The organism is Micromonospora pisi (assembly GCF_003633685.1).
GTDB classification, from domain to species: Bacteria; Actinomycetota; Actinomycetes; order Mycobacteriales; family Micromonosporaceae; genus Micromonospora_G; species Micromonospora_G pisi.
Genome location: NZ_RBKT01000001.1, coordinates 7,964,651 through 7,989,335, shown reverse-complemented (window position 1 = coordinate 7,989,335; position 24,685 = coordinate 7,964,651). Strand labels below are relative to the sequence as shown.

General features: G+C 71.4%; 27 protein-coding genes. 18 read left to right on the top strand and 9 right to left on the bottom strand.

Annotation, left to right across the window (positions count from 1 at the left end):
* Positions 1 to 23 precede the first annotated feature (23 nt).
* A complete protein-coding gene (locus BDK92_RS34240; protein WP_121160457.1) occupies positions 24 to 470 on the top strand; it encodes a PPC domain-containing DNA-binding protein in 447 nt (148 codons plus the stop codon).
* Between the two features lie 87 nt (positions 471 to 557).
* Here BDK92_RS34240 and BDK92_RS34235 read toward each other — a convergent pair whose 3' ends face one another.
* Positions 558 to 1,832 (bottom strand): L,D-transpeptidase, encoded by a 1,275-nt coding sequence (locus BDK92_RS34235; RefSeq protein ID WP_121162841.1) that lies wholly within the window; start codon positions 1,830 to 1,832, stop codon positions 558 to 560.
* A gap of 557 nt (positions 1,833 to 2,389) precedes the next feature.
* On the opposite strand from BDK92_RS34235, the gene BDK92_RS34225 reads away from it, so the two are divergent.
* The 7 genes from BDK92_RS34225 (at position 2,390) to BDK92_RS34195 (ending at position 9,116) form a co-directional block, all read left to right on the top strand.
* Complete coding sequence (locus BDK92_RS34225; protein WP_121160455.1) at positions 2,390 to 3,055, top strand: HAD family hydrolase; 666 nt, start codon at positions 2,390 to 2,392, stop codon at positions 3,053 to 3,055.
* Positions 3,056 to 3,164: 109 nt separating this feature from the next.
* A complete protein-coding gene (locus BDK92_RS34220) occupies positions 3,165 to 3,701 on the top strand; it encodes a (2Fe-2S)-binding protein (protein WP_121160454.1) in 537 nt (178 codons plus the stop codon).
* The gene (locus BDK92_RS34215; protein WP_121160453.1) at positions 3,698 to 4,690 is read left to right on the top strand and encodes an FAD binding domain-containing protein; all 993 of its coding nucleotides are present in this window, start codon (positions 3,698 to 3,700) and stop codon (positions 4,688 to 4,690) included. The genes BDK92_RS34220 and BDK92_RS34215 overlap by 4 nt, the downstream gene beginning before the upstream one ends.
* On the top strand, positions 4,687 to 6,807 hold the full coding sequence (locus tag BDK92_RS34210) for a xanthine dehydrogenase family protein molybdopterin-binding subunit (RefSeq protein WP_121160452.1): 2,121 nt from the start codon (positions 4,687 to 4,689) through the stop codon (positions 6,805 to 6,807). Before BDK92_RS34215 ends, BDK92_RS34210 begins: the two co-directional genes overlap by 4 nt.
* 163 nt (positions 6,808 to 6,970) lie before the next feature.
* Positions 6,971 to 8,179 carry a cytochrome P450 gene (locus BDK92_RS34205; protein ID WP_211349476.1) on the top strand — a complete coding sequence of 403 codons (1,209 nt, stop codon included), beginning with the start codon at positions 6,971 to 6,973 and terminating at the stop codon, positions 8,177 to 8,179.
* Positions 8,173 to 8,403, top strand: coding sequence for a ferredoxin (locus BDK92_RS34200; protein ID WP_425462282.1), 231 nt, complete (start codon positions 8,173 to 8,175; stop codon positions 8,401 to 8,403). The genes BDK92_RS34205 and BDK92_RS34200 overlap by 7 nt, the downstream gene beginning before the upstream one ends.
* Before the next feature lie 377 nt (positions 8,404 to 8,780).
* Complete coding sequence (locus BDK92_RS34195; protein ID WP_121160451.1) at positions 8,781 to 9,116, top strand: DUF952 domain-containing protein; 336 nt, start codon at positions 8,781 to 8,783, stop codon at positions 9,114 to 9,116.
* 71 nt (positions 9,117 to 9,187) lie between these two features.
* Here BDK92_RS34195 and BDK92_RS34190 read toward each other — a convergent pair whose 3' ends face one another.
* From BDK92_RS34190 to BDK92_RS34155, 8 genes are all read right to left on the bottom strand, one after another.
* Positions 9,188 to 9,988: an IclR family transcriptional regulator domain-containing protein gene (locus tag BDK92_RS34190; protein WP_121160450.1), complete on the bottom strand. Its 801-nt coding sequence runs from the start codon at positions 9,986 to 9,988 to the stop codon at positions 9,188 to 9,190.
* Positions 9,985 to 10,365 (bottom strand): 4-carboxymuconolactone decarboxylase, encoded by a 381-nt coding sequence (gene pcaC, locus BDK92_RS34185; RefSeq protein ID WP_121162838.1) that lies wholly within the window; start codon positions 10,363 to 10,365, stop codon positions 9,985 to 9,987. Before pcaC ends, BDK92_RS34190 begins: the two co-directional genes overlap by 4 nt.
* Complete coding sequence (pcaD, locus tag BDK92_RS34180; protein ID WP_121160449.1) at positions 10,352 to 11,140, bottom strand: 3-oxoadipate enol-lactonase; 789 nt, start codon at positions 11,138 to 11,140, stop codon at positions 10,352 to 10,354. The genes pcaC and pcaD overlap by 14 nt, the downstream gene beginning before the upstream one ends.
* Complete coding sequence (gene pcaB / locus BDK92_RS34175) at positions 11,140 to 12,645, bottom strand: 3-carboxy-cis,cis-muconate cycloisomerase (protein WP_121160448.1); 1,506 nt, start codon at positions 12,643 to 12,645, stop codon at positions 11,140 to 11,142. Before pcaB ends, pcaD begins: the two co-directional genes overlap by 1 nt.
* Positions 12,620 to 13,195 carry a protocatechuate 3,4-dioxygenase subunit alpha gene (pcaG, locus tag BDK92_RS34170; RefSeq protein ID WP_121160447.1) on the bottom strand — a complete coding sequence of 192 codons (576 nt, stop codon included), beginning with the start codon at positions 13,193 to 13,195 and terminating at the stop codon, positions 12,620 to 12,622. The genes pcaB and pcaG overlap by 26 nt, the downstream gene beginning before the upstream one ends.
* A complete protein-coding gene (gene pcaH / locus BDK92_RS34165) occupies positions 13,188 to 13,940 on the bottom strand; it encodes a protocatechuate 3,4-dioxygenase subunit beta (RefSeq protein WP_121160446.1) in 753 nt (250 codons plus the stop codon). The genes pcaG and pcaH overlap by 8 nt, the downstream gene beginning before the upstream one ends.
* An 87-nt stretch (positions 13,941 to 14,027) precedes the next feature.
* Complete coding sequence (locus BDK92_RS34160) at positions 14,028 to 14,819, bottom strand: CoA-transferase subunit beta (protein ID WP_121160445.1); 792 nt, start codon at positions 14,817 to 14,819, stop codon at positions 14,028 to 14,030.
* Entirely contained in the window at positions 14,816 to 15,634 is an 819-nt protein-coding gene (locus BDK92_RS34155) for a CoA transferase subunit A (RefSeq protein ID WP_121160444.1), read from the bottom strand. The genes BDK92_RS34160 and BDK92_RS34155 overlap by 4 nt, the downstream gene beginning before the upstream one ends.
* Before the next feature lie 373 nt (positions 15,635 to 16,007).
* Between BDK92_RS34155 and BDK92_RS34150 the strand changes: the two genes are divergently transcribed.
* The 10 genes from BDK92_RS34150 to BDK92_RS34110 all read left to right on the top strand — a co-directional run bounded on the left by BDK92_RS34150 (position 16,008) and on the right by BDK92_RS34110 (position 24,640).
* Positions 16,008 to 16,856, top strand: coding sequence for an ABC transporter permease (locus tag BDK92_RS34150; RefSeq protein WP_246017411.1), 849 nt, complete (start codon positions 16,008 to 16,010; stop codon positions 16,854 to 16,856).
* Positions 16,853 to 17,647: an ABC transporter permease gene (locus tag BDK92_RS34145; protein ID WP_246017410.1), complete on the top strand. Its 795-nt coding sequence runs from the start codon at positions 16,853 to 16,855 to the stop codon at positions 17,645 to 17,647. Before BDK92_RS34150 ends, BDK92_RS34145 begins: the two co-directional genes overlap by 4 nt.
* Entirely contained in the window at positions 17,644 to 18,465 is an 822-nt protein-coding gene (locus BDK92_RS34140) for an ABC transporter ATP-binding protein (protein WP_246017409.1), read from the top strand. Before BDK92_RS34145 ends, BDK92_RS34140 begins: the two co-directional genes overlap by 4 nt.
* Before the next feature lie 94 nt (positions 18,466 to 18,559).
* Entirely contained in the window at positions 18,560 to 20,023 is a 1,464-nt protein-coding gene (locus BDK92_RS34135) for a benzaldehyde dehydrogenase (RefSeq protein WP_121160443.1), read from the top strand.
* Positions 20,024 to 20,055: 32 nt separating this feature from the next.
* Positions 20,056 to 21,228 (top strand): 4-hydroxybenzoate 3-monooxygenase, encoded by a 1,173-nt coding sequence (locus BDK92_RS34130; RefSeq protein ID WP_121160442.1) that lies wholly within the window; start codon positions 20,056 to 20,058, stop codon positions 21,226 to 21,228.
* Positions 21,229 to 21,459: 231 nt separating this feature from the next.
* Complete coding sequence (locus tag BDK92_RS34125; RefSeq protein ID WP_121160441.1) at positions 21,460 to 21,918, top strand: hypothetical protein; 459 nt, start codon at positions 21,460 to 21,462, stop codon at positions 21,916 to 21,918.
* A 37-nt stretch (positions 21,919 to 21,955) separates the two neighbouring features.
* Positions 21,956 to 22,156 (top strand): nucleotidyltransferase domain-containing protein, encoded by a 201-nt coding sequence (locus BDK92_RS40630; protein WP_246017408.1) that lies wholly within the window; start codon positions 21,956 to 21,958, stop codon positions 22,154 to 22,156.
* An 80-nt stretch (positions 22,157 to 22,236) separates the two neighbouring features.
* Positions 22,237 to 22,500 (top strand): hypothetical protein, encoded by a 264-nt coding sequence (locus BDK92_RS40625; protein WP_246017407.1) that lies wholly within the window; start codon positions 22,237 to 22,239, stop codon positions 22,498 to 22,500.
* 93 nt (positions 22,501 to 22,593) lie between these two features.
* On the top strand, positions 22,594 to 23,058 hold the full coding sequence (locus BDK92_RS34115) for a nuclear transport factor 2 family protein (RefSeq protein WP_211349475.1): 465 nt from the start codon (positions 22,594 to 22,596) through the stop codon (positions 23,056 to 23,058).
* A gap of 100 nt (positions 23,059 to 23,158) precedes the next feature.
* Positions 23,159 to 24,640 carry a PQQ-dependent sugar dehydrogenase gene (locus BDK92_RS34110; RefSeq protein ID WP_121160440.1) on the top strand — a complete coding sequence of 494 codons (1,482 nt, stop codon included), beginning with the start codon at positions 23,159 to 23,161 and terminating at the stop codon, positions 24,638 to 24,640.
* Positions 24,641 to 24,685: the final 45 nt, after the last annotated feature.

Below are 24,685 nucleotides of genomic sequence, written 5' to 3'. Positions count from 1 at the left end.
GATCAGCGCAGTGGAGGAACATCGTGCACAGCACCCGGATCTCGGATCGGGACCAGCGCGTCCTGGTGGTCGTCTGCGAACAGGGGGAAGAGGCGGTGGAGGTGATCACCGGCGCGGTGCGTACGCATGGCATCAAGGCCGCCCAGGTCAGCGCCGTCGGCGGCTTCTCCGGCGGCGAGGTGGGCTACTACGACCGCGAGGCCCGGGACTACACCCGGATACCGGTCGACGGCCAGGTGGAGGTGCTGTCGCTGCTGGGCGACATCGTCGACCACGACGGACGGGCGGAACCGAACCTGCACGCGGTGCTCGGCCGTCGAGACGGTTCGGTGATCGGTGGACACCTGCTCACCGGCACCGTCTGGCCGACCCTGGAGGTCGTCATCACCGAGGTCGTCGCCGACCTGGGCAAGCGCTTCGACCCGGCGACCGGGATCGCGGTCATCCGCCCCACCCAGCAGTCACGCTGACCGCGTCCGACGGACGCGGCGAGACGTTAGGAAGGGCCCCTTCCTCTACCGAAAACGATAAGAAGGGGCCCTTCCTTGCGGGCGGGGTCAGCCGCCGGGGTTGGTGGGGGCGGGAGCCGGGTTGCTCGCGGGCGGGGCGGCGGGAACCGGAGCACCCGCCGCTGCCGGCGGCGCGGGAGACGGCTTCAGATCCTGGGGTACGGGCAGCGCGCTGCCCTTGACGTACTCGTCCCAGCCCATGTTCCAGGCGGTCCAGCCGTTGCCGTCCTCGAGTTGCACCTCGGTACCCCGGACGGTGACCAGGTCACCGACCTGGGTTGTCCTCATCAGGAAGGCGGCATCGGCGGCCGAGACGTTGGTGCAACCGTGCGAGACGTTCGTGCTGCCCTGGTCCCCCTCGGACCACGGCGCCGAGTGGATGAACTCGCCACCCCAGGTCAACCGTTGGGCATCCTGCACGGTCACCACGTACGGGTCGGCCGAGCCGGTGGTGTCGAAGACCGTCTGCTCGTGCTTCTCCATGATCACCATTTTCCCGCTGGAGGTCGGGGTGCTCGGTTTGCCCAGGCTCACCGGGATCTTGCGGACCAGCTTGTCGTCCTTGAAGACCGACATCTGCTTGGTGCCGTTGTCAATGTCCAGTGAGACCTTGTTACCGATCTTCGCGGTCGCGGTCCGATCCTCGTCTCCGAAGCCCTCCTTGCCCATCGGCACACCGGCGAGCGCGGCCCGGACGCTGATGGTCGTACCGGGTTTCCAGAAGTCCGGCGCCCGGTAGAAGACCTGCTGTCCGTCCTCGGTCCAGTGCCAGGCGCCACGCTGCGGCGGATTGGTGTTGACGATCAGCCGTCGCTGCACGTCGGCCCGGCGTTCCTTGGGCACTCCCGGGTCGAAGTCGACGGTTACCGGCATCGCGACGCCGTACGTCCGTTTGTCCTGGAGGTACAGGGTGGAGAACACTTCCTTAGCCGGTTTGTCCATGGTGGTGAAGCTGGTCGTCTGGGTCACGCTCTTGCCAGCGTCGTTAGTCGCGGTCACCTGGGCGGTGTAGCGCTGTTTGTTCTTCAGTGCTTTATCTGGCATCCAGGACGAACCGTCCGGCCTGAGCGCACCGGTGACCTGCCCACCCTTGTCGTCGGTGAGCTTTACCTCGCTCACCTTGCCGCCGGTGACGGTCAGCCCGACCTCGGTGCTGATCGGGAGGTTCTTCGCGTCCGCCGCGGGGCTGATCGCCAACTGCGGAGGCGGTGGCGGCGGCGCCGCATCCTTTTTGTCCTGGCTGCTGGTGCAGGCCGCGATGGCCAGCAGTGGTACGGCAGCGACCACCGCCACCCAGCTTGTGGCCCGACGCCTCTCTCTCATGATCCCCACCCCATTCCGATAGCGTCTCGTCACATTGTGTAACGACACACGGAGCGTCGGAGCGGGTTCGCGGCAGATGGACCGGACCGCGCCCGCAGCGGAGCAGGGGTCTTCGCGCAGGGCCTGTGGATACGGCGTTTCGGCGAGTAGAAGCGCCGGATCCGGGTACGTCGACGACGGGTTAGCGAGGCCGGGCGCGCACCGTCCACTCACGACACGCGGGCTCCGGACCGGTCGGCCAGACGGACAAATTCACCCAGCCGTGCACACGCTGGGTAATCACCACCGAACGGTCCACCGGCGGCGGCCGGACCCCTTCCGGGATCCGGCGGCGGATGCCGACGGGCACGACCATCGCGGCCGGGTCGGGGCCGTACCCGTCCGGGTGCGGCGTCGCCGGCCGGTACCGGACAGGCCAGCCGGTCCGGGACGGCCGGCTCCCACCGACACGATCCGTCGGCTGCCGCTGCTCGATCTTCCGCGCCCGGGCCGGACGTCCCCGACGAACATCGGGACTCCCCGACCGGTCCACTCGTCGAGTCGGGCACGATAGGGCGGTGACGGACGCGGTGATCTTTGACCTGGACGGCGTGATCGTGGACTCCGAGCCGGTATGGGAGGAGGTCCGCCGGCGCTACGTGGCCGAACACGGGGGTGCCTGGCAACCCGACAGCCAACGCCGGCTGATGGGGATGAGCACCGGCGAGTGGGCCAGCTACCTCAGCGCCGAACTCGGCGTCGACCGGTCCCCGGAGCAGGTCGCCACCGAGGTGGTGGACGAGATGGCCCGGCGCTACCTGGAGCACGTACCGCTGATCGACGGGGCCGACCGGGTGGTCCGCGAGCTCGCCGCGAACTGGCCGATGGGACTGGCCAGCTCCTCCCCGGCCAGGCTGATCGAGGCGGCACTGCGGGCCACCGGACTGACCGACGTCTTCGCGGTGACCCTCTCGACCGAGCAGGTGGCCCGGGGCAAACCGTCGCCCGACGTCTACCTCCAGGTGGCGGAGCGACTGGGGATGGCTCCGGAGCGCTGTGTCGCGATCGAGGACTCCTCGAACGGCGTACGGTCGGCCAGTGCCGCCGGGACGCGGGTGGTCGCCGTACCGCACGCCTCCTACCCCCTCGATCCGGATGCCGAGCGGCTCGCGGCGCTGGTCGTCCCGAGCATTGGTGAGCTGACCGCCGGGACGGTACGCGAACTGGTGACGCCGAACGGGTGAGCCGCCGCCGCACCGGCGGACGGGTTGGCCAGCCGAAACCGGCCGCACTCTCGCCACAAACCGGATAATCTGCGCTTATTCGGAAGAACGGGCGGGAGGTGTGGTGGGCATGCCCGACGGGACAGAGCGGTCGACAATCAACCTGGCGGTCAACGGGAAGCAGCACCGGCTCCCACTGGACAACCGGACCACCCTCCTGGACGCGCTGCGGGAGAACCTCGGCCTCACCGGAGCGAAGAAGGGCTGCGACCACGGACAGTGCGGTTCCTGCACGGTGCTGCTGGACGGCCGTCGGGTGAAGAGCTGCCTGATCTTCGCCGTCGTCACCGAAGGCTCCGCCGTGGTCACCGTCGAGGGCCTGGCCGACGGCGCCGACCTGCGGCCGCTACAGGAACACTTCATCGAGTACGACGCCTTCCAGTGCGGCTACTGCACCTCCGGCCAGCTCTGCTCCGCCACCGGCATGCTGGACGAGATCCGCAAGGGTTGGCCCAGTGCGGTCACGGAGGATCTGGCCGCCCCGACCGTCGGCCCGACCGACGAGGAGATCCGGGAACGGATGAGCGGCAACCTCTGCCGCTGCGCCGCGTACCCGCAGATCGTGGCGGCCATCCGGGCGACCGCCACGGCGGAGGCGACCCGGTGAGGGGCTTCCGCTACCAGCGGGCCACCGACCCCGCCGACGCGGTACGGACGGTCGCCGCCGAACCGGACGCGACGTACCTGGGTGGCGGGACGAACCTGGTCGACCTGATGAAACTGAACGTGCAACGCCCCCGGCTGCTGGTCGACGTGACCCGGCTCCCCCTCGGCTCGGTCGAGCCACTGCCCGACGGGAGCCTGCGGATCGGCGCGACCGTACGCAACGCCGACCTGGCCGCCCATCCGGCCGTCCGGCGCGACTTTCCGTTGCTGTCCCGGGCGCTGCTCACCGCCGCCTCCGGCCAGCTGCGCAACATGGCCACCGTCGGCGGCAATCTGCTGCAACGAACCCGGTGCCTCTACTTCCAGGACGTCGGCAGGCCGTGCAACAAGCGCGACCCCGGATCGGGCTGCTCCGCGCTCGACGGCCAGAACCGGGACCTGGCGATTCTCGGCTGGTCACCGTCGTGTGTGGCGACCCACCCCTCGGACATGGCGGTCGCCCTCGCCGCGCTGGACGCCCGGGTGGAGGTGCTGGAGCCCCAGGGTGCGCGCGAGATCCCGCTCACCGAGTTCCACCGCCTCCCCGGTGACCGGCCCGACCAGGAGACCACGATGGCGCCGGGAGGACTGATCACCGGGGTCCGGGTGCCGGCGTTGCCCTACGCCCGGCGCTCGACCTACCGCAAGGCCCGCGACCGGGCCTCCTTCGCCTTCGCCGTCGGCTCCGTCGCGGTCGCGCTCGACCTGGACGGCGCACTGGTCCGGGAGGTGCGGATCGCCTTCGGTGCGGTGGCGCACAAGCCCTGGCGGGCCCGGCTCGCCGAGGAGCGACTACGGGGTCGCCCGGCCACCGTGGAGAGCTTCGTGCTCGCCGTCGACGAGGAACTCGCCGCCGCCCGACCGTTGCCACACAACGGCTTCAAGGTGCCACTGATCCGTAACCTGACCGTACGCGCCCTCGCCGAGCTGGTCGAGGAGGCCACCCGGTGACCGCGCCAGCCGGTGCCGTCGGTACGCCCCGGGTCCGGTTGGAAGGCCGGGAGAAAGTGACCGGCACCGCCCGGTACGCGGTCGAGTACCCGGTCGACCGGGTGGCGTACGCGTGGCCGGTGCAGTCCACCGTGGTACGAGCCCAGATCAACCGGGTCGACGCCGACACCGCGCTCGCCACTGCCGGCGTGCTGAGCGTGCTCTGGTACGACAACGCCCCCCGACTGCACGACGAGACCGACCCCGACCTGTTCCTGTTGCAACGGCCGGAGGTGCGCTTCCGGGGTCAGGTGGTGGCGCTGGTGGTGGCCGAGACCCTGGAGGCGGCCCGGGAGGCGGCCGGCCTGGTCAGGGTCGACTACGACACCCTGCCGCACAGCACCGTGCTGACCGAACGGCATCCTGGCCTCTACAAACCGGAGAAGGTCAACGCGGGTTATCCGACGGACACCGCGATCGGCGACTTCGACGCCGGCTTCGAGGCGGCCGAGGTACGGGTGGACCACGTCTACCGGACCCCGGCGTACCACAACAACCCGATGGAACCGCACGCCGCGACCGCGCACTGGCTCGATGGCCGCCTGCTGGCGTACGACTCCAACCAGGGCTCCAGCCGGGTCGCGCAGGCCCTGGCCAAGCTCTTCTCCCTCTCCCCGGGCGCGGTTCGGGTGATCGCCGAACATGTCGGCGGAGGTTTCGGTTCCAAGGGAAACCCGCGCTGCCCGGTGGTGCTCGCCGCCATGGCCGCCCGTCAGGTCGACCGGCCGGTCCGGTTGGCGCTCACCCGCCAGCACCTTTTCTCCCTGGTCGGCTACCGCACGCCGACGATCCAACGGGTCCGGCTCGGCGCCGACGCGGACGGTCGACTCGCCGCCTTCGCGCACGACGCGATCAGCCAGAGCTCCACCATGACCGAATTCGCCGAGCAGACCGCGACGTACGGACGGGGCATGTACGCCGCCCCGCACCGCCGGACCACCCACCGGCTCGCCCGGCTGGACGTACCGACACCGTTCTGGATGCGCGCGCCGGGCGAGTGCCCGGGGTCGTTCGCGCTGGAGTCGGCACTGGACGAACTCGCGATCGCCTGCGGGGTCGATCCGGTCGAGCTTCGGATCCGCAACGAAGCGACCACCGACCCGGAGGAGGGGCGGCCTTACAGCACCCGGAACCTGGTCGCCTGCCTGCGGGAGGGGGCGCGGCGCTTCGGCTGGTCCGAGCGGGACCCGGCGGTCGGTCTCCACCGGCAGGGGCGATGGCTGGTCGGGACCGGGGTGGCCGGGGCGAGTTACCCGGCCCGCGCCGGTGCGTCCACCGCGACGGCGCAGGCGAACCCGGACGGCTCGTACGACGTGGCGGTCAACGCCACCGACATCGGCACCGGCGCGCGTACCGCACTCTGGCAGATCGCCGCCGACGCCCTCGGTGTGGCACCGGATCGGGTGCGGATCCGGATCGGTGACAGCGACCTGGGCATGGCCTACGTGGCCGGCGGCTCGATGGGTACGTCCTCCTGGGGTTGGGCCGTGGTCAAGGCCTGCGGGCAGCTGCGGGACCGGCTACGCGCCCAGCCCGACGGCCGGGTCCCCGACGGCGGTCTGCGGGTACGCGCGGACACCACCGACGACCTCGCCGCACAGGCCGAGCGGGCACCGTACAACCGCTACGCCTTCGGCGCCCACTTCGCCGAGGTACGGGTCAACGTGGACAGTGGCGAGGTCCGGGTCGGACGGATGCTCGGGGTCTACGCCGTCGGCCGGGTGGTCAATCCGACGACGGCCCGTGCGCAGTTCATCGGTGGCATGACCATGGGCATCTCGATGGCGCTGCACGAGGAGGGTCTGCTCGATTCCCGCTTCGGTGACTGGGTCAACCACGACCTCGCGACGTACCACATCGCCGCGAACGCCGACATCGAGTCGATCGACGCCCACTGGATAGACGAGGACGATCCGCACCTCAATCCGCTCGGCGTCAAGGGCATCGGCGAGATCGGCATCGTGGGCTCCGCGGCGGCCGTCGCCAACGCGGTGCACCACGCCACCGGGGTGCGGGTCCGCGAACTCCCGGTCCGCCTGGAGAAACTGCTGGTCGAGCTCTCCGCCCGCGAGGCGTGACGACGCCCGGCGAACGGCCGGAACAGCGCGGAGATCGATAACGACCAGTGGCGTCCACACCTCCATTTCGCTACGATCCGTACCCGGAGCATGACCTGAGGTAGGTCCTCATGTCGTGGTCGAGCAGCACGCCACACGCGCCAGCTGACGACAGGAGCCCCCGGTGACGGAGATCCAAGAGGTGTCCAGCGCCCGCGCCTACCCGTTCCACCCGCCGGAACGGTTGGACCTCGACCCGCACTACGCCGAGCTACGTGAGCAGGAACCACTGACCCGGATCCGGATGCCGTACGGCGAGGACGCGTGGCTGGTCACCCGTTACGCCGACGTCCGGGTCGTGCTCGGCGACCCCCGGTTCAGCCGGGCCGTCGCGGCGGAACACGACGAGCCCCGCAGCACACCGCAGCGCCTGCCGACCGGCATCCTCAGCATGGACCCACCCGAACACAGCCGGCTCCGTACGCTGGTCGCGAAGGCGTTCACCGCCCGCCGGGTGGAGCGGTTGCGTCCCCGTACCCAGCAGATCGCCGACGAGCTGATCGACGCGATGGTCGCCGCCGGTCCCCCGGCCGACCTGGTCGCGCACTTCGCCACCCCGCTGCCGATCCGGGTCATCTGCGAACTGCTCGGGGTGCCGGTCGCCGACGAACACAACTTCCACCGCTGGTCCGAGGCGATCGTCTCGACCACCTCTCTGCCGCCGGAGACGATCCAGCAGTACCTCGACAGCCTGCACGGCTACATGGCCGGTCTGATCGAGCAGCGCCACCACGCGCCGACCGACGACCTGCTCGGAGCGATGGTGCGGGCCCGGGACGAGGACCAGGACCGGCTCACCGAGACGGAGATGGTCCAACTGGCGGCCGGGTTGCTCGCCGCCGGACACGAGACGACCGTGACCCAGATCCCGAACTTCGTCTACACCCTGCTCCGGAACCCGGACGAACTCGCCCGGCTCCGGGCCGACCCCACCCTGCTGCCCGGCGCGATCGAGGAACTGCTCCGACACGTCCCGCTCGGCGCCGCCTCGGGCTTCGCCCGGTACGCGCTGGAAGACGTCGAGCTCAGCGGTGGCCTGGTCCGGGCCGGTGAGGCGGTGATCGTCGAGCTCGGCTCGGCCAACCGGGACGCGGCGGTCTTCGCCGACCCGGACCGGCTCGACCTCACCCGGGCACCGAACCCGCACATGGGTTTCGGGCACGGCGTGCACCACTGCCTCGGCGCCCAACTGGCCCGGATGGAGCTGCAGGTGGCGATCGGCACGCTGCTGGCCCGTCTCCCGGAGCTGCGGCTGGCCGTACCGGCGGAGGATCTGCCGTGGAAGAGCGGAATGCTGGTACGCGGCCTCAAGCAGATGCCGGTCGCGTGGTGAGCCCGACCTGGCGGCTCCGGGTCGATCCGCACCGCTGCATCGGATCCGGCATCTGCGCCGGGGCGGCCCCGAAACACTTCGTCCTCGTCGACGGGCTCTCCACCCCGGTCGCGGAGCTGATCGCACCGGCCGGACCGGTCACCGACGCGGCCGACTCCTGCCCGGTGGAGGCGATCACCGTACGCGACGCCACCGACGACCGCCTGATCGCGCCGGAACCCTGACCGACGGCCGCCACCACCGGTGTTTCCGCCGGCCGGAACGGGGTAGGTGGGGCCGTGTACGCGACACCGACTCCTACTCTCGGCCGGCAGTGGCCGGACCGGACCGGACGGCGCGGTCCGGTCCGCCGCACCCGGACAGGCCCGCCCTGCTCCGGCCCGGGCGGGGTCGGTGCTGACCGGGCACGATGACCCGTGTCGCCGCCCGGTCCCGCCAAGCGCACCCGACCGTCCGACCGCTACGGTCCGATCCCTGACCGGGCAGGTCTTCCTGGTGACCCTCGTCGCCCGGCTGGTGTCGTTGTTCGGAAGCCCGCACCGGGGCCGGTAGCGCCGGCTGACCGAACCAGCGGGCGCCGGTCGACCGGTAGGCTGCTCCGGTGATCTACAAGCTGCTGGCGGGGGCCGAGTGGGCCGAGGCGGAGGCCCAGGGCCGGTACGAGGGCTCCGCGGTCGACCGGCAGGACGGATTCATCCACCTCTCCGGCCGCGAACAGGTGGTCGAGACCGCCGCCCGGCACTTCGCCGGAGAGGCCGACCTCGTCCTGCTCACGGTCGACCCGGACCGGCTCGACGAGCTGCGCTGGGAGCCGTCCCGAGGCGGCTCGCTCTTTCCCCACCTGTACGGCCCGCTCCCGGTGAACGCGGTGCTCTCGGCCATCCCGGTGCCGGCACACCTACCAGTACCGGAGGCTGTCGCCGCCCTGCTCGGCTGAGTCCCGACCGGCCCGCCGATCACCGGTCGACCTGTCCCCCGGGTCGGGGCGACGCCACGGCTGGTGCCGCACTACCTGGCCGGTTGGCCGCCGCCACGCAGGTCCTCCTCGATCCGCCGGGCGGTGGCGAGCAGCGGCGGTAGCAGTTCCTTGCGGATCACCTCGGAGCTGCCCCGGCTGGCGTGCGCCGACACGTTCAGCGCCGCGATCACCGAACCGTCCTCGGCGTGGATCGGCGCGGCGAGCGACCGGAGCCCCTCTTCCAGTTCCTGGTCGACCAGGGCGAATCCCTGGCTGGCGATCCGGGTCAGCGCGGCACGCAGCTTGACCGGGTCGGTGATCGTACGGCGGGTCAGCGGGCGCAACTGCGCCGTGTCGAGGTAGCCGGTGAGCCACTGTGCCGACTGGCCGGCGAGCAGCACCCGTCCCATCGAGGTGGCGTACGCCGGGAACCGGGTTCCCACGCTGATCGCCACCGCCATGATCCGCTTGGTCGGCACCCTGGCCACGTAGACCACCTCGTCGCCGTCGAGCACCGACATCGAGCAGGACTCGTGCACCTGCCCGACCAGGGCCTCCATGTGCGGCTGGGCCACCTCCGGCAGGCTCAGGCTGGACAGGTACGCATAGCCGAGCTCCAGGATCCGGGGACGCAGCGAGAAGAGCCGCCCGTCCGTACGCATGTAGCCGAGCTCGACCAGGGTCAGCAGGAAGCGGCGGGCGGCGGCCCGGGTCAGGCCGGTCGCCCTGGCCACCTCGCTGAGGGTGAGCTGCGGGTGGACCGCGTCGAAGGCGCGGATCACCGCGAGCCCGCGTTCCAGTGACTGGACGAACTCCGGACTGCGCGACGCGGTGTCGGTCGCCTCGGTCACCCATCCTCCTGCTGCAGAGTCCGCTGTGCGACCTTGAACGCCCGGTTCGCCGCTGGTACGCCAGCGTAGACGCCGACCTGGAGCAGCACCTCGAGGATCTCCTCGCGTGTCAGTCCGTTGCGCAACGCGGCTCGCACGTGCATGGCCAACTCCTCGTCGTGGTGCAACGTCGCCAGCACCGCGAGCGTGACGCAGCTACGGGTACGCCGGTCCAGTCCCGGTCGGGTCCAGATCTCTCCCCACGCGTACCGGGTGATCAGATCCTGGAAGTCCTCGGTGAACTCGTCGGTGCCGGCGACCGCCCGGTCCACATGCGCGTCGCCGAGCACCGCCCGGCGTACCGCCATGCCGGCGGCGTACCGCTCACGGTCGTCCATCGCCACCTCCGTCCGGCGCCAGGTGGTCCAGCAGCAGCCGGGTCACCGTCTCCGGTTGCTCGACGTTGGCCAGGTGTGCCGCCGACTCCACCAGCCGGAGCCGGGCGCCGGGAATCAGACCGGCGATCACCTCGGCGTGCGGCACCGGGGTCGCCGGGTCGTCCGCCCCGGCGACGACCAGCGTCGGCGCCACGATCCTGGACAGGTCCGGGCGCAGGTCCATCGCCCCGATCGCCTCGCAGCAGGCGGCGTAACCCTCCGCCGGGGTCGTGGTCAGCATCGCCCGGTAGGTGGAGACCACCTCGGGACGGGTCGCGGCGAAGGCCGGGGTGAACCAGCGGCCGACCACCGCGTCGGCGATCGCCCCGGTGCCGTCCCGGCGCACCGTGCCGGCCCGCTCGCGCCAGCCCTCGGGTGGGCCGAGCAGCGCCGAGGTGCAGAGCAGTGCCAACCGCTCGACCCGCTCCGGCGCGTACGCGGCCAGCCACATGCCGAGCATGCCGCCGAGCGAGAGCCCCGCGTACGACACCCGCCGCAGGCCGAGGTCGTCGAGAAGGGCGAGCAGGTCGGCCCCGAGACCGGCGATCGTGTACGGCGCCGACGGCGGCGCCGAACCGCCGTGTCCGGCGTGGTCGTAACGGATTACCCGGAACCGCTCGGTCAGCGCGCCGAGCTGCGGGCGCCACAACTGCCCGGTGGTCCCCAGTGAACTGCCGAGCACGAGCACCGGCGCCCCGTCCGGGCCGTCGACGGTGGCGTGCAGTCGAGTGGTCATCACATAACCTCCCTCGGTTGGTCGTCGGCCGCGCCGACCTCGTCGGCCGGGCGAGCATGGTCCGGTCCGGCGTCCGTGCGCCACTCGTGGTGCCAGGCCAGGGCACGGTCTACGAAGACCCCGGCGGAGCCGAGCCACCGGTGCGGGTCGAGCGCCCGGTCGAGTTCCTCCTCGGTCAACTGGGCGGCGACGCCCGGATTGGCGAGCAGCGCATCCCGGAAGGTCAACCAACTGCCCGCGCGTCTGGCCGCGTCGGCGGCGCGGGCCACCGCCTCGTGCGCGGCACCTCGACCGAGCCCGCCCGCGAGACGGGCGGCGACCGCCTCGGCGAGCACCAGCCCACCGGTCGCGGCGAGGTTGGCCCGCATCCGATCCGGCCGGACCAGCAGACCGTCGAGCATCCTTCGGGTCCGACCGACGGCACCACCGGCGAGGCGGACCAGGTCGAGCAGCGGCTCCCATTCGGCGTGCCAGCCGCCGGCCGCCCGTTCGTGCTCCTGAACTGCGGCGGAGAACATCGTGGCGACCAGGTGCGGGCCGCGCCGGGCGGCCGCGGTGACCAGGATCGAGTCGACCGGGTTCCGTTTGTGCGGCATCGCCGACGAGCCGCCCCGGCCCGGCCCGCCACCCTCGGCGACCTCGGCCACCTCGGACTGGGCGAGCAGCCCCACGTCCAACGCGATCTTGCCGGTGCCGGTCAGCAGCGCGCCGAGCGCGGCACTCAGGTCGAGCAGCGGCTGACGTCGGGTGTGCCAGGGCAGCCGGGTCGTGGCGAGGCCGAGCCGGTCGGCCATCCCGTCGGCGACCGCCGGGCCGACCGGGCCGAACACGGCCAGGGTGCCGGCCGCGCCACCGAGCTGCACCGGCAGACCGCGTCTGGCGGTGGTCAACCGGGCACCGGCGTCGAGCAGGATGGCCAGCCAACCTGCCGCCTTGAGGCCGAAGGTGGTCGGTGACGCCTGCTGGCCGAGCGTACGCGCGACCATCACGGTGTCGCGGTGCGCCTCGGCGAGCCGGGCAGCGGCGTCCGCCGCCGCGTCGAGGTCCCGCCGCAGCACCGCTTCGGCCCGGACGACCACCAGCACGAGCGCGGTGTCGAGCACGTCCTGGCTGGTCGCGCCGATGTGCACCCACGGACGGGCGTCGGCCGGTACGGCGGCGGTGAGCGCGTTGACCAGCGGGATGACGGGGTTGCCGGCGGCCTCGGCGGCCCGACCGAGCGCGGCCGGGTCGTACCGCCGCGCGTCACACGCCCGCCCGATCGCCTCGGCCGCGGAGGCCGGCACCACGCCCTCCTCGGCCGCCGCCTCGACCAGGGCGCGTTCCACGTCGAGCAAAGCCTGCAACAACGCCCGGTCGGTGAGTTCGGCGTCGACCGAGGCGGCGCCGAACAAGCCGCCGAACAGCCGGCCCGTTCCCGGCGATCCTGGTCCGGACCGGTCCGGCACATCGTCCGGCTGGTGCTCAGACGGCTGGTGCTCAGACGGCGAAGAAGACAGTCTCATGCTCGCCCTGCAGATGGATGTCGAAACGGAACCCGTCCGGGGCGGGCCGGGCGACCAGGGTCGGGCGGCGGGCCGGATCGAGGCCGGCGAGCACCGGGTCGGTCGCGTTCGCCGCCGGCTCGTCCGGGAAGTAGAGCCGGGTGACCAGGCGGTGCAGCAGTCCACGGGCGAAGACCGACAGGTCCAGGTGCGGGGCCTCGGTGACGCCGTCCGGGCCGGGCAGCGGGCCCGGCTTGACCGTGCGGATCGCGTACGCGCCGGTGGCGTCGGTGGCGCTGCGGCCGAAGCCACGGAAGCCGGCGACGGTCGGACGAACGGCACCCCGAGGATCGTCCGGGTGGTCGAAGCGCCCGTCCGGATCGGCCTGCCAACTCTCCACCAGCGCGTCGACCACCGGGGCACCGGCACCATCGAAGATCTGGCCGCGCAGCCAGATCTCCCCGGGTGTGCCGGGCGGTACGACATCCGGCCCGTCCGGCCAGAGGAGTCCGAGGTGCAGGTACGGCCCGACGGTCTGCGACGGTGTGGACCCGGGCCAGTGGTCAGTCATCGTCGTCGTCCCCGTCCTCGAAGGGTGTGCTCTCCCGGCCGCGCAGGACCAGGTCGAACTCGTACCCCAGGGCCCACTCCGGTTCGGAGACACTGTGGTCGTAGCGGGAGACCAACCGCTGCCGGGCGGCCGGGTCGGGGATCGAGTTGAAGATCGGGTCCTGGAAGAAGAGCGGGTCGCCCGGGAAGTACATCTGGGTGACCAGGCGCTGGGTGAAGGCCCGGCCGAAGAGCGAGAAGTGGATGTGTGCCGGTCGCCAGGCATTGAGGTGGTTGCGCCACGGGTAGGCGCCCGGCTGCACGGTGACGAACCGGTAACGCCCGTCGGCGTCGGTGAGGGTCCGCCCGACCCCGGTGAAGTTCGGGTCCAACGGGGCCGGCCAGTTGTCGACCGCGTGCCGGTAGCGGCCGGCCGCGTTCGGCTGCCAGACCTCGACCAGTGTGCCCGGCACCGGACGGCCGTCACCGTCGCGTACCTGGCCGTGCACGATGATCCGCTGGCCGAGGGGTTCGTCCTCGTGCTGGCGGGTCAGGTCGTGGTCGAGCGGTCCGAGCCGGTCCGCGCCGAGCAGCGGCCCGGTGATCTCGGTCAGCCGCTGCGGGAGCAGCGCCAGGGGCCGGCTCGGGGCCCGCAGCACGGTCGAGCCGTACTCCGGACTGAGCAGCGGCGGGTGGGTCCGGTCGCCGTCCGGGCGGTAGCGCGGCAGCAGCAGCCCGGTCGGGCCGCGTTCCGTGAAGTTGGTCATCGGAACCTCCTAACAGGCTTCATGGACGACGGCCAGTCTTCGGCCGACGCCGATACGGATCGCGGCCAGCGGAGAAGCCGCCGTCGGTCATGCCCTAGCGCCGAGGGTGGCGGTGAGGGCGCGCAGCGCGGTGAGTTCGACGTCGGTCGGTGGATCGCTGGTGACGAGGTCGTCGGAGACCGCCAGCGGCCAGCCGGTGGCGGCGCGCGCCTGCGCGACGGTGGCGCCGGGGTGCAGCCGGGTCAGGGTCAACTCGAGGCTGTCCGGGTCGGGCTCCAGCACGCCGAGGTCGGTGATGACCAGGCGGGGACCGCCGCCGCGCAGCCCGAGCCGTTCCCGGTCGCCGGGTCCCCTGCCGTAGCCGACGGAGGTGACGAAGTCGACCGTGTCGACAAACGTACGCGGGGTCTGCCGGACCACGACCACCACCTCGCGGCAGGAGGCGGCGATCTCGGGGGCACCGCCGGCCCCGGGTAGTCGCACCTTGGGGTCCTCGTAGCTGCCGCCGATGACGGTGGTGTTCAGGTTGCCCAGGCGGTCGAGCTGGGCCGCACCGAGGAAACCGACGTCGATCCGGCCGGGTTGGAGCCAGTAGTTGAAGACCTCGGGGACGGAGACGACCGATTCGGCGGTGTCGGCGAGGATGCCGTCGCCGATCGAGAGTGGCAGCCGGTCGGGCTTGGCACCGAGGCAGCCGGACTCGTAGATGAGCACCAGGTTGGGTGCGTGGGTGGCGCGGGCCAGGTTGGCCGCCGTGCTCGGCAGACCGATGCCGACGAAGCAGGCGGTGCCGTCGCGCAACTGCCGGGACGCGGCCACGGTCATCATCTCGTCAGCTGTCCACTCCGGACGGTCCTCGGTGCCCGGCCCTGGACTCATTCGAGTTCCCCCACTTCCAGCACGTGTCGCTCCATCCACTGGCGGAAGGTGTCCCGGTCCCGACTGATCTCGTCCCAGCCGACGTAGAAGTCGTTGTCCCGGACCGAGTAGCCCTGGGCGTACGAGGGGTGGGAACCGCCGGGCACCTCGGCCACCGCGGTCACCACCCAGGAGGGGAGGATGACCTGACCCGGTACGGGCTCCAGCCGGTCGACCACCTCCTCGACGGTGACCAGGGACCGGTGCGCGGCGAGCACCGCCTCCTTCTGGACCCCGGTGATGCCCCAGAGCTGGACGTTGCCGGCGCGGTCGGCCCGCTGGGCGTGCACCACGGTCACGTCCGGCCGCAGGGCCGGCACCGCGGTCAGCAGTTCCCCGGTGAACGGGCAGCTGATCGCCTTGATGTTCGGGGTGTGTCGGGGCAGGTCGGTGCCGGTGTAGCCGCGCAGTACGGCGAACGGCAGGCCGGACGCACCGGCGACGTACCGGTTGGCCATTCCGGCGTGGCTGTGTTCCTCCAGTTCGAGCCGGGTCGGCCAGGAGTTCTGCACCGCGTCGCGGAACCGGTGCAGGGAGCCGACGCCGGGGTTGCCGCCCCAGGAGAAAACCAGGTGGCTGGCGCAGCCCATGCCGATCAGCTGGTCGTAGATGACGTCCGGGGTCATCCGGACCAGGGTCAGATCGCGTCGGCCCTGACGGATGATCTCGTGTCCGGCGGCGAACGGAATGAGATGGGTGAACCCCTCCAGGGCCACCACGTCACCGTCGCTCACCAGCTCCGCGATCCCGTCCGCGAGCGAGACGATCCTTGCCATCGGCCTTCCGCCTCCCCGTCGCGGGACCACCGCCAGCTGTTCGGCATGCGGACTTCCGTCCTCATAACGAACGTAGCCGCCTCGGGCGCGATCCGTCAACGAGCGCCGGGAGCGGTCGCGACGAGCCTCTGTGGCCGTTGCGGAAATGTTGCCGGCACCCGTTGACGTGAGCCGGACCACATGCCAAGTTTCAATATGAGAACAGCCGTTCGGCTTGCGAACACGATCAGAGCTTGCGAACACCCCGCGAGGGCTTCCGGTCGAGGCCCTTCCCCTCGGTCCACACCGACCACCGGACGCAGGAGTAACTCATGCGCCGTCTCATCGCCAGCCCCATCGCCGCCACCCTGCTGCTCGCCGTAGCCGTGCTGCCGTGACCGCAGCCCCACCGGTCGCACCGCCAGCCGTCGCCACCGGCGCGAAGGTCCGCCCCCCGCTGCTGCGCCGGCTGATCGCCGGCAACACGCTGCTCGGCGTACTCGGCTTCACCTCGTTCCTGGCCGTGCTGGAGACGGTCCCCCGGATCGGCCTGGTCTCCCCGGAATACCTCCCGCCGGCCAGCGAGATCGCCGGCGAACTGGGCCGACTACTCGGCGAACCGACCTTCTGGGTCGCCGCCGGGGACACCGTCCGAGGCTGGTTCCTCGGCCTCGCCATCGCGGTGGCGCTCGGGGTCGTCCTCGGCTTCACCATCGGCACGATCGGGGTGCTGCGTGAGTTCACCGCCTCCACCGTCGAGTTCCTCCGCCCGATCCCGTCGGTGGCGCTCATCCCGCTCGCCGTCCTGCTCTTCGGCACCGACCTGCGCTCGGTGCTGCTGCTCGTCGTCTACGCCTCGTTCTGGCAGGTGCTGATCCAGGTGCTCTACGGCGTCCAGGACGTCGACCCCGTGGCCCGGGACACCGCCCGTACGTTCGGGCTCGGCCGGCTGGCCCGGATCCGGTACGTCACCTGGCCCACCGCGCTGCCGTACCTGCTCACCGGGATCCGGCTCGCCGCCGCGGTGGCCCTGATCCTGGCGATCACGGCGGAACTCATCATCGGCGCGCCCGGCCTGGGCAACGCCATCGGTACGGCACAGTCCGGCGGCGCCGTCGCCGAGATGTACGCCCTGGTCGTCGTCACCGGACTGCTCGGAGTGGCGGTCAACACGCTGGCCCGGCTGGTGGAACGCTGGGTGCTCGCCTGGCACCCCTCGATCCGGAGCGAGGTGGCCGCGTGAGCGTGACGCTGCGGATGGCACGAGGTGCAATCGCCGCGCTGCTACTGCCGATCGTCCTGTTCGTACTCTGGTGGGTCGGCTCCGCCGACAGCGAGAGCTACTACCTGCCGCCGCTGTCGGAGATCCTCAGCACCTTCGACGACGTCTGGTTGCGGACCAGCCGGCTCGCCGACGACGTACTGCCCAGCCTGGTCCGGCTGCTCGCCGGGTTCGGACTGGCCGTCCTGCTCGGCGTCGGACTCGGCGTGGTGATCGGGTCGTCGCGACCGGTCCGGGCGTTCTGCGAACCGGTACTGGAGTTCCTCCGGGCGATCCCGCCACCGGTGCTGGTTCCGGTGCTGATGCTCTTCGCCGGCATCGGCGACTCGATGAAGGTGCTGGTCGTCGTCTCCGGCTGCCTCTGGCCGATCCTGCTCAACACGGTCGAGGGCGTACGCGCGGTCGACGAGGTGCTCGCCGAGACGTCCCGCTGCTACGGCATCACCGGGCCGGCGCGGCTGTGGCACCTGGTGATCCGCTCGGCCAGCCCGCAGATCGTCACCGGCATGCGGCAAGGGCTCTCGATCGGCATCATCCTGATGGTCATCAGCGAGATGTTCGCCGCCAGCAACGGACTCGGCTTCACCATCATCCAGTTCCAGCGGTCGTTCGCGGTCACCGAGATGTGGACCGGCATCCTGCTGCTCGGCCTGCTCGGGTTCCTGCTCGCGCTCGGCATGCGGGTCTTCGAGCGGCGGGTCCTCCACTGGTACTTCGGGCTGCGTCAGGCCCAGCGAGGCGGGAGTCAATGAGCACCATGAGCCAGGCGCGTACCGGGTCCGACGTGCTGCTCGACGTACGCGGCGTACGCAAGGTCTACGACGGTCGGGGCCGGTCGGTCGAGGCGGTCCGGGACCTGACCTTCGCGGTCGACCGGGGCGAACTGGTCTGCGTCGTCGGGCCGTCCGGCGCCGGCAAGACCACGCTGCTGCGCTGCATCGCCGGGCTGCTCGCCCCGACCGGCGGGCAGGTGGTGCTGGAAGGAACCCCGGTGGCCGGGCCGCCGCCAGGCATGGCCGTCGTCTTCCAGGAGTACGGTCGCAGTCTCTTCCCGTGGATGACCGTACGGGGCAACGTCGAACTGCCCCTGAAACAGAAGGGGCTGCCCCGGGCCCGGCGCCGCGAACTGGTCGACTCCGCGCTCGCCGCGGTCGGACTCGCCGACGTGCACCAGGCCCACCCGTGGCAGCTCTCCGGCGGCATGCAGCAGCGGGTGGCGATCGCCCGCGCGGTCGCGTACGAGCCGCACATCCTGCTGATGGACGAGCCGTTCGCGGCGGTGGACGCGCAGACCCGGGCCGATCTGGAGGACCTGGTCCGGTCGCTGTGGCAGCGACTCGGGGTGACCATTCTGTTCGTCACCCACGACATCGACGAGGCGGTCTACCTCGGCCAGCGGGTCCTGGTGCTCTCCAGTTCGCCGACCGTGGTCCTCGACGACGTACGGATCGACCTGCCGGCCGAACGCGACCAGCTCGGCACCCGCTCGTCGAGCCGCTTCGCCGAGTTGCGCGCGCACGTGTTCGGGCAGATCCAGCGGGCGAAGGACGAACCCCGCTTCCAACCCTGAACCCGCGGGCGGGCCCTGACCCGGTCCGTCCTCGCGAACCCGTCCCCCGGCGGCACCCGCCGCCACCCCGCCACCCTTCGAAGAGGAGGATCCGGTGACTCTGCTCGACCCCACCACCACCTGGCACGGCAAGATCTTCAGCGACGGCTGGGTCAAGGCCGACGGCGGCGACGCCGCCGTCCTGGAGCCGGCCACCGGCGCCGAGATCGGTCGCACCGGCGTCGCCGGACCGGACGACATCACCCGCGCCTGCGCCCGCGCCGCCGCCGCTCAGCGCGCCTGGGCCACGACCAGCTTCGAGGAACGGGCAAGCGTGCTGCGCCGCGCCGGCCAGCTATGGGAGGAACACGCCACCGAGATCGGCGACTGGGTGGTCCGCGAATCGGGCGCCATCGGACCGAAGGCCGCACTCGAAACGCACGTCGCGGCGCAGGAGTGCTACGAGGCGGCCGCTCTCCCGTCCCGTCCGCTCGGCGAGATCATCCCGTCCACGTCGCCTCGGATGAGCCTGGCCCGTCGGGTGCCGGCCGGCGTGGTCGGCGTCATCGCACCGTTCAACTTCCCACTGATCCTGGCCATCCGCTCGGTCGCACCGGCGCTGGCGCTCGGCAACGCGGTGGTACTCAAGCCCGACCCGCGTACGGCGGTCAGCGGCGGGGTCGCCATCGCCCGGGTCTTCGAGGAGGCCGGGCTCCCCGACGGTCTGCTGCATGTACTGCCCGGTGGGGCGGCGACCGGCGAGTCGCTCGTGGCCGACCCGCACGTACGCGTGGTGAGCTTCACCGGCTCGACCACGGCCGGTCGCGCCGTCGGCCAGCTGGCAGCCCGCCACCTCAAGCGGGCCCATCTCGAACTCGGTGGGAACTCGGCGCTGATCGTGCTCGACGACGCCGACCTGGACCTCGCGGTCTCGGCCGGCGCCTGGGGCTCGTTCCTGCACCAGGGACAGATCTGCATGACCACGGGGCGGCACCTGGTGCACGAGAGCGTGGCCGAACGGTACGTCGCCGAACTGGCCGAGCACGCCAACCGGCTCCCGGTCGGTGACCCGGCCCGGGAACAGGTGGCCCTCGGACCGATCATCGACGAGCGGCAGCGGGACAGAGTGCACGCCCTGGTAACGGCGAGCGTCCAGGACGGAGCGACGCTCGCCGCCGGCGGGACGTATGAGGGGCTGTTCTACCGGCCGACGGTGCTCGCCGGGGTCCGCCCCTCGACACCTGCGTTCCGCGAGGAGGTCTTCGGGCCGGTCGCACCGGTGATCAGCTTCGCCGACCTGGACCAGGCCGTGGCGCTCGCCACCGACACCGAGTACGGGCTCTCGCTCGGCATCCTCAGCCGGGACGTGATGAAGGCGCTCGACCTCGCCGAACGGATCCCCAGCGGGATCGTGCACATCAACGACCAGACGGTCGGCGACGAGGCCGTCGTCCCGTTCGGCGGGGTCGGCTCCTCCGGCACCGGCGCCCGCTTCGGTGGAGCCGCCGCGAACGTGGACGCGTTCACCGAGACCCAGTGGGTCACGCTCCAGGGCACCGTCACGAGCTACCCGTTCTGAGCACCCCGGCCCGGCCGTGGAGAGGAGGACCGATGCGTACCCAGGTCGGGATCGTAGGGGCGGGACCCGCCGGACTGATGTTGTCGCACCTGCTGCACCTGCGCGGCATCGCGTCGGTGGTGGTCGAGTGCCGCAGCCGGGACCACGTCGAACGGCGGGTCCGGGCCGGGGTGCTGGAACAGGGTTCGGTCGACCTGCTGCGCGAGGCCGGGCTCGGTGAACGGCTCGCCCGCGAGGGGGCCCGGCACGAGGGCATCGAACTGCGCTTCGGCGGTGAGGCGTACCGGGTGCCGATGACCGAGCTGACCGGTCGGGCGATCACCGTGTACGGGCAGCAGGAGGTGGTGAAGGACCTCGTCGCCGCACGGCTGGCCGCCGGTGGCGAGATCCTGTTCGAGGTCGACGACGTCAATCTGCACGGGCTCGACTCGGAGTCGCCGCTGGTCCGGTTCCGCCACCACGGTCGGGAGGTGGAGCTGCACTGCGACTTCGTCGTCGGCTGCGACGGGTCGCACGGGGTCAGTCGGGGCGCGGTCCCCGACGGCGTACTCACCAGCTACGAACGCAGCTACCCGTTCGCCTGGCTGGGTGTGCTCGCCGCCGCCGCACCGGCTGTGGACGAACTGGTCTACGCCCGCCACGAGCGCGGGTTCGCCCTGTACAGCCTCCGCTCGCCGGAGATCTCCCGGCTCTACCTCCAGGTCGACCCGGCGGAGAAGCTGGAGGAGTGGCCCGACGAGCGGATCTGGTCGGAGCTGCGTAGGCGACTGGAGACGGTGCCGGGTTGGACGGTGAACACCGGACCGATCCTGGAGAAGAGCATCACCCCGATGCGGAGCCTGGTGGTCGAGCCGATGCAGTGGCAGCGGCTCTTCCTCGCCGGGGACGCGGTGCACATCGTGCCACCGACCGGCGCCAAGGGGATGAACCTGGCGCTCGCCGACGTGGCACTGCTCGGCGAGGCGTTCGCCGACTGGTACGCGTACGGGCGCGACGGCCTGCTCCGGGACTATTCCCGTACCGCCCTGCGTCGGGTTTGGCGGGCGCAGCACTTCTCCTGGTGGATGACCTCGATGCTGCACCGGCTGGACAGCCACGACCCGTACGAGCAGCAGTTGCAGCTCTCCACCCTGCGGTACGTCGCCAGCTCCCGGTCGTACGCGACCAGCCTGGCCGAGAACTACGTCGGGCTGCCGAGCATCTGACCCACGGGCGTCCGACCGGTGGCCGGTCGTTCCCTTCGTCGATCATGAAGTTGGCGCGTCATCCGGGCCCCCAACCACGCGCCAACTTCATGATCAACGGATGCTCCGCCGGTTTCGTGCCGTTCGCGGGGTGCCGTCGGTCCGCCGGGCGGAAATAGTTCGCGATCTGGGCCAGACTGAACCCCATGAATGCGCCTGGCCTGAATGCCTGTTCGTCGCGGTGGTGCCGACATGGGTGAATCCGATGACGCGCTCGACGATCTCCGCGCGGAACTGGCGGTCGGGGTGCGGGCGTATCTCGGCATGACCGAGCGTGATTCGGCCGTCGGCGAGGAACGGGTGCAACGGGTCTGCGCCCAACTGGAATGGTTTCTCAACGGCCTGCTCCGCGACCACCCGGGCTGGACCCGCCACCGCTACGTGGACGGCCTGTTGCCCGACACCGTGACGGTCACCTCGCCGGTCGCGCTCGAGATCCGGGCCATGATGATCTGGGGGAAGGGACGGAGCCAGTGGATCGAGCCCTTCCTCGGCACGCTCCGGCTGGCGGCGACGGCGGATAAGATCGAGTCGTACGAGTTCTCGTTCGGCGACGCCGCGCAGGGCCTAGGTCGGACACAGTTCCGGCCGCACCGACGCCGACCGGCCGACCCGGCACGATGGCTGTTCACGTTGACCAGCGACGACTGAGTCGCCCCGGGTCCGGCGATCGAGGGAAGGACGCCGGATGTCGACTCGGGACCCGGACCAGCACGACCTCGCCGTACGTCAGCTGGAGGCGATCGCCGAGGTGGTGGCGCTGGCCGAGCGGGCGCGGATCGAGGTCTGGCTCCGTGGCGGCTGGGCGATGGACTTCTTCCTCGGGCGCGGACCCGGGAGCACCTCGACGTCGACTGGTTCTGCTGGGCCACGGACGGTTGGCGGCTGACCGTCGCCCTGGCCGAGGTCGGCTTCCGGCCGACGGGGACCGCGCCGCCGGAACAGCAGCGCGCCTTCATCCGGGGCGACGTGGAACTGGGCGTCGCCCTGCTTGCCCGGGACATGACCGGACGGGTCGTGGTGGCGGGCGGGCCGTACGCGGGCGAACCGTGGCCGGAGGGAATGCTCGACTCGCCTCCGGGCCGGCTCGGGGACGTACGCGCTCCGATCATCGCGCCCGCCGCCCAGATCGAGATCAAGGAGATGATGCCGGTCTGGGTTCCGGGGATGCCGCGCCGGGACAAGGACCGGGCCGATATTCTCCTGCTCCGCCGGGCGATGTCGCCGGGCTGAGCCGCACCATCCCTACCGGCCGACGCGCGCGGCGAGGCGGCCGGGAACCCACGTCGGCGGGATCGGCCGGCGCGTATCGAGGACGAGGTATCCGTGGAACATCAGAACGTCATCCTGATCACCCGGTTCTATGCCGCGCTGGCCGCGGGCGACGGGGCCACCATGGGTGCCAGCTATTCGGATCGGGCCAGTTTCTCCGACCCGCTCTTCCCGGATCTCGATGCCCGTGAGGTACGGGCGATGTGGGCGATGCTGAGCTCACGCGCCCGGGCGGAGGTCGAGGTCTCGGAGATCGTCGCGGACGACCAGAACGGTTCCGCGCACTGGATCGCCACGTACCCGTTCGGCGGTCGGACCGTGCGCAACGACGTACGCGCGCGCTTCACCTTCGCCGACGGCCTGATCCTGACCCATCGCGACGAGTTCGACGTCAAGCGGTGGGCGGCGCAGGCCCTGGGCCTGAAGGGACGGCTGCTGGCTGTCTCCCCGGTCGGCCGCCGGGTGCTGCGCAGGACCGGGCGGCGGCGGCTGGACACGTTCCTGACCGGCCGGGGCTGAGCCACCAGCCCACACCGGGCGCGCTCCCACGGATCCCGTGTTACATTGACCACTGTCACTATATAGACAGTTGTCACCGTGACCATCGGGAGGATGGGAGATGAGAGGTCGCCTCGTCGTCGGATTAGCCACCGCGTTGGGCGTCGGTGTCGCCGGACTGGTCGCCGCCAACGCGTCCACGACCGACGGAGTCGGCACCAGCGCGATCGGAGACTTCGACTTCACCCGCCCTCAGGTGGTCGCCACCGGGCTGCAAACCCCGTGGGGACTGGCGTTCCTGCCCGACGGCAGCGCACTGGTGGCCGAGCGGAACAGCGCCCGCGTGCTCCAGGTACGCCCCGGGCAGCCACCCCAACAGGTCGCCCAGATCTCCGGGGTGGCCGCCGGTGGCGAGGCCGGGTTGCTCGGACTCGCGGTCTCGCCGAGCTACGGACAGGACGGGTACGTCTACGCGTACTTCACCTCCAGCAGCGACAACCGGATCGTCCGGTTCCGGCTGACCGCCCCGCAGACCCAGCAGCCGATCCTCACCGGGCTGGCCCGGGCGACCGTGCACGACGGCGGGAGGATCGGTTTCGGCCCGGACGGGATGCTCTACGCCGGGGTCGGCGACGCCGGCCAGACCGGTAGCGCGCAGGACCCGCAGAGCCGTAACGGCAAGATCCTGCGGATGCGGCCGGACGGCAGCGCACCGCCGGACAACCCGACCGCCGGCTCGTTGGTCTACAGCCTCGGCCACCGCAACGTGCAAGGGCTGGCCTGGGACGCACAGGGCCGGCTCTACGCCAGCGAGTTCGGACAGAACAGCTGGGACGAGGTGAACCAGATCGTGCCCGGCGGCAACTACGGCTGGCCGACCGTGGAGGGCCGGGCCAACGATCCCCGCTTCCGCGATCCGATCGTCACCTGGACCACCGCCGAGGCGTCCCCCAGCGGCGCGGCCATCGCCGGCAACCGGCTCTTCGTCGCCGCGCTGCGCGGTGCCCGGCTCTGGACGGTGCCGCTCAACGGCAGCGGCGGCGCGGGAACGCCGGTCGCGCAGCTCACCGGCGCGTACGGCCGGCTGCGTACGGTCGTCTACGCCCCCGACGGCTCGCTCTGGGTGACCACCAGCAACCGCGACGGGCGAGGCACACCGGCGGCGGACGACGACCGGATCCTGCGCTTCCCGCCGGTCGACAGCACACCGCCGCCGACCACCGCTCCCCCGACCACGCCGCCCGCCACCACGCCACCGCCGACGACGCCACCGCCGACCGGCGGGCCGGCCACCTGCACCGTCGGCTGGCAGACCAACCAGTGGGCGGCCGGATTCACCGCGAACGTGACCATCACCAACCGCGGGCCGGCGGTCAGCTCGTGGACGCTGACCTGGGCGTTCACCGGCGGCCAGCAGGTCACCAACGGCTGGAACGCCCAACTGACCCAGTCCGGGCAGAACGTCACCGCCCGCAACGTCAACTGGAACGGCTCGATCGCCACCAACGGCACGGCAACCTTCGGCTTCCAGGCCAACCACTCGGGCAACACACCGCGACCAGCCGAGTTCCGGTTCAACGGGACCGTCTGCGGCGCCGGCTGATCCGTCGTGCCGGCCGGTGCACCGCCGGCACGACGGCAGCCGCAT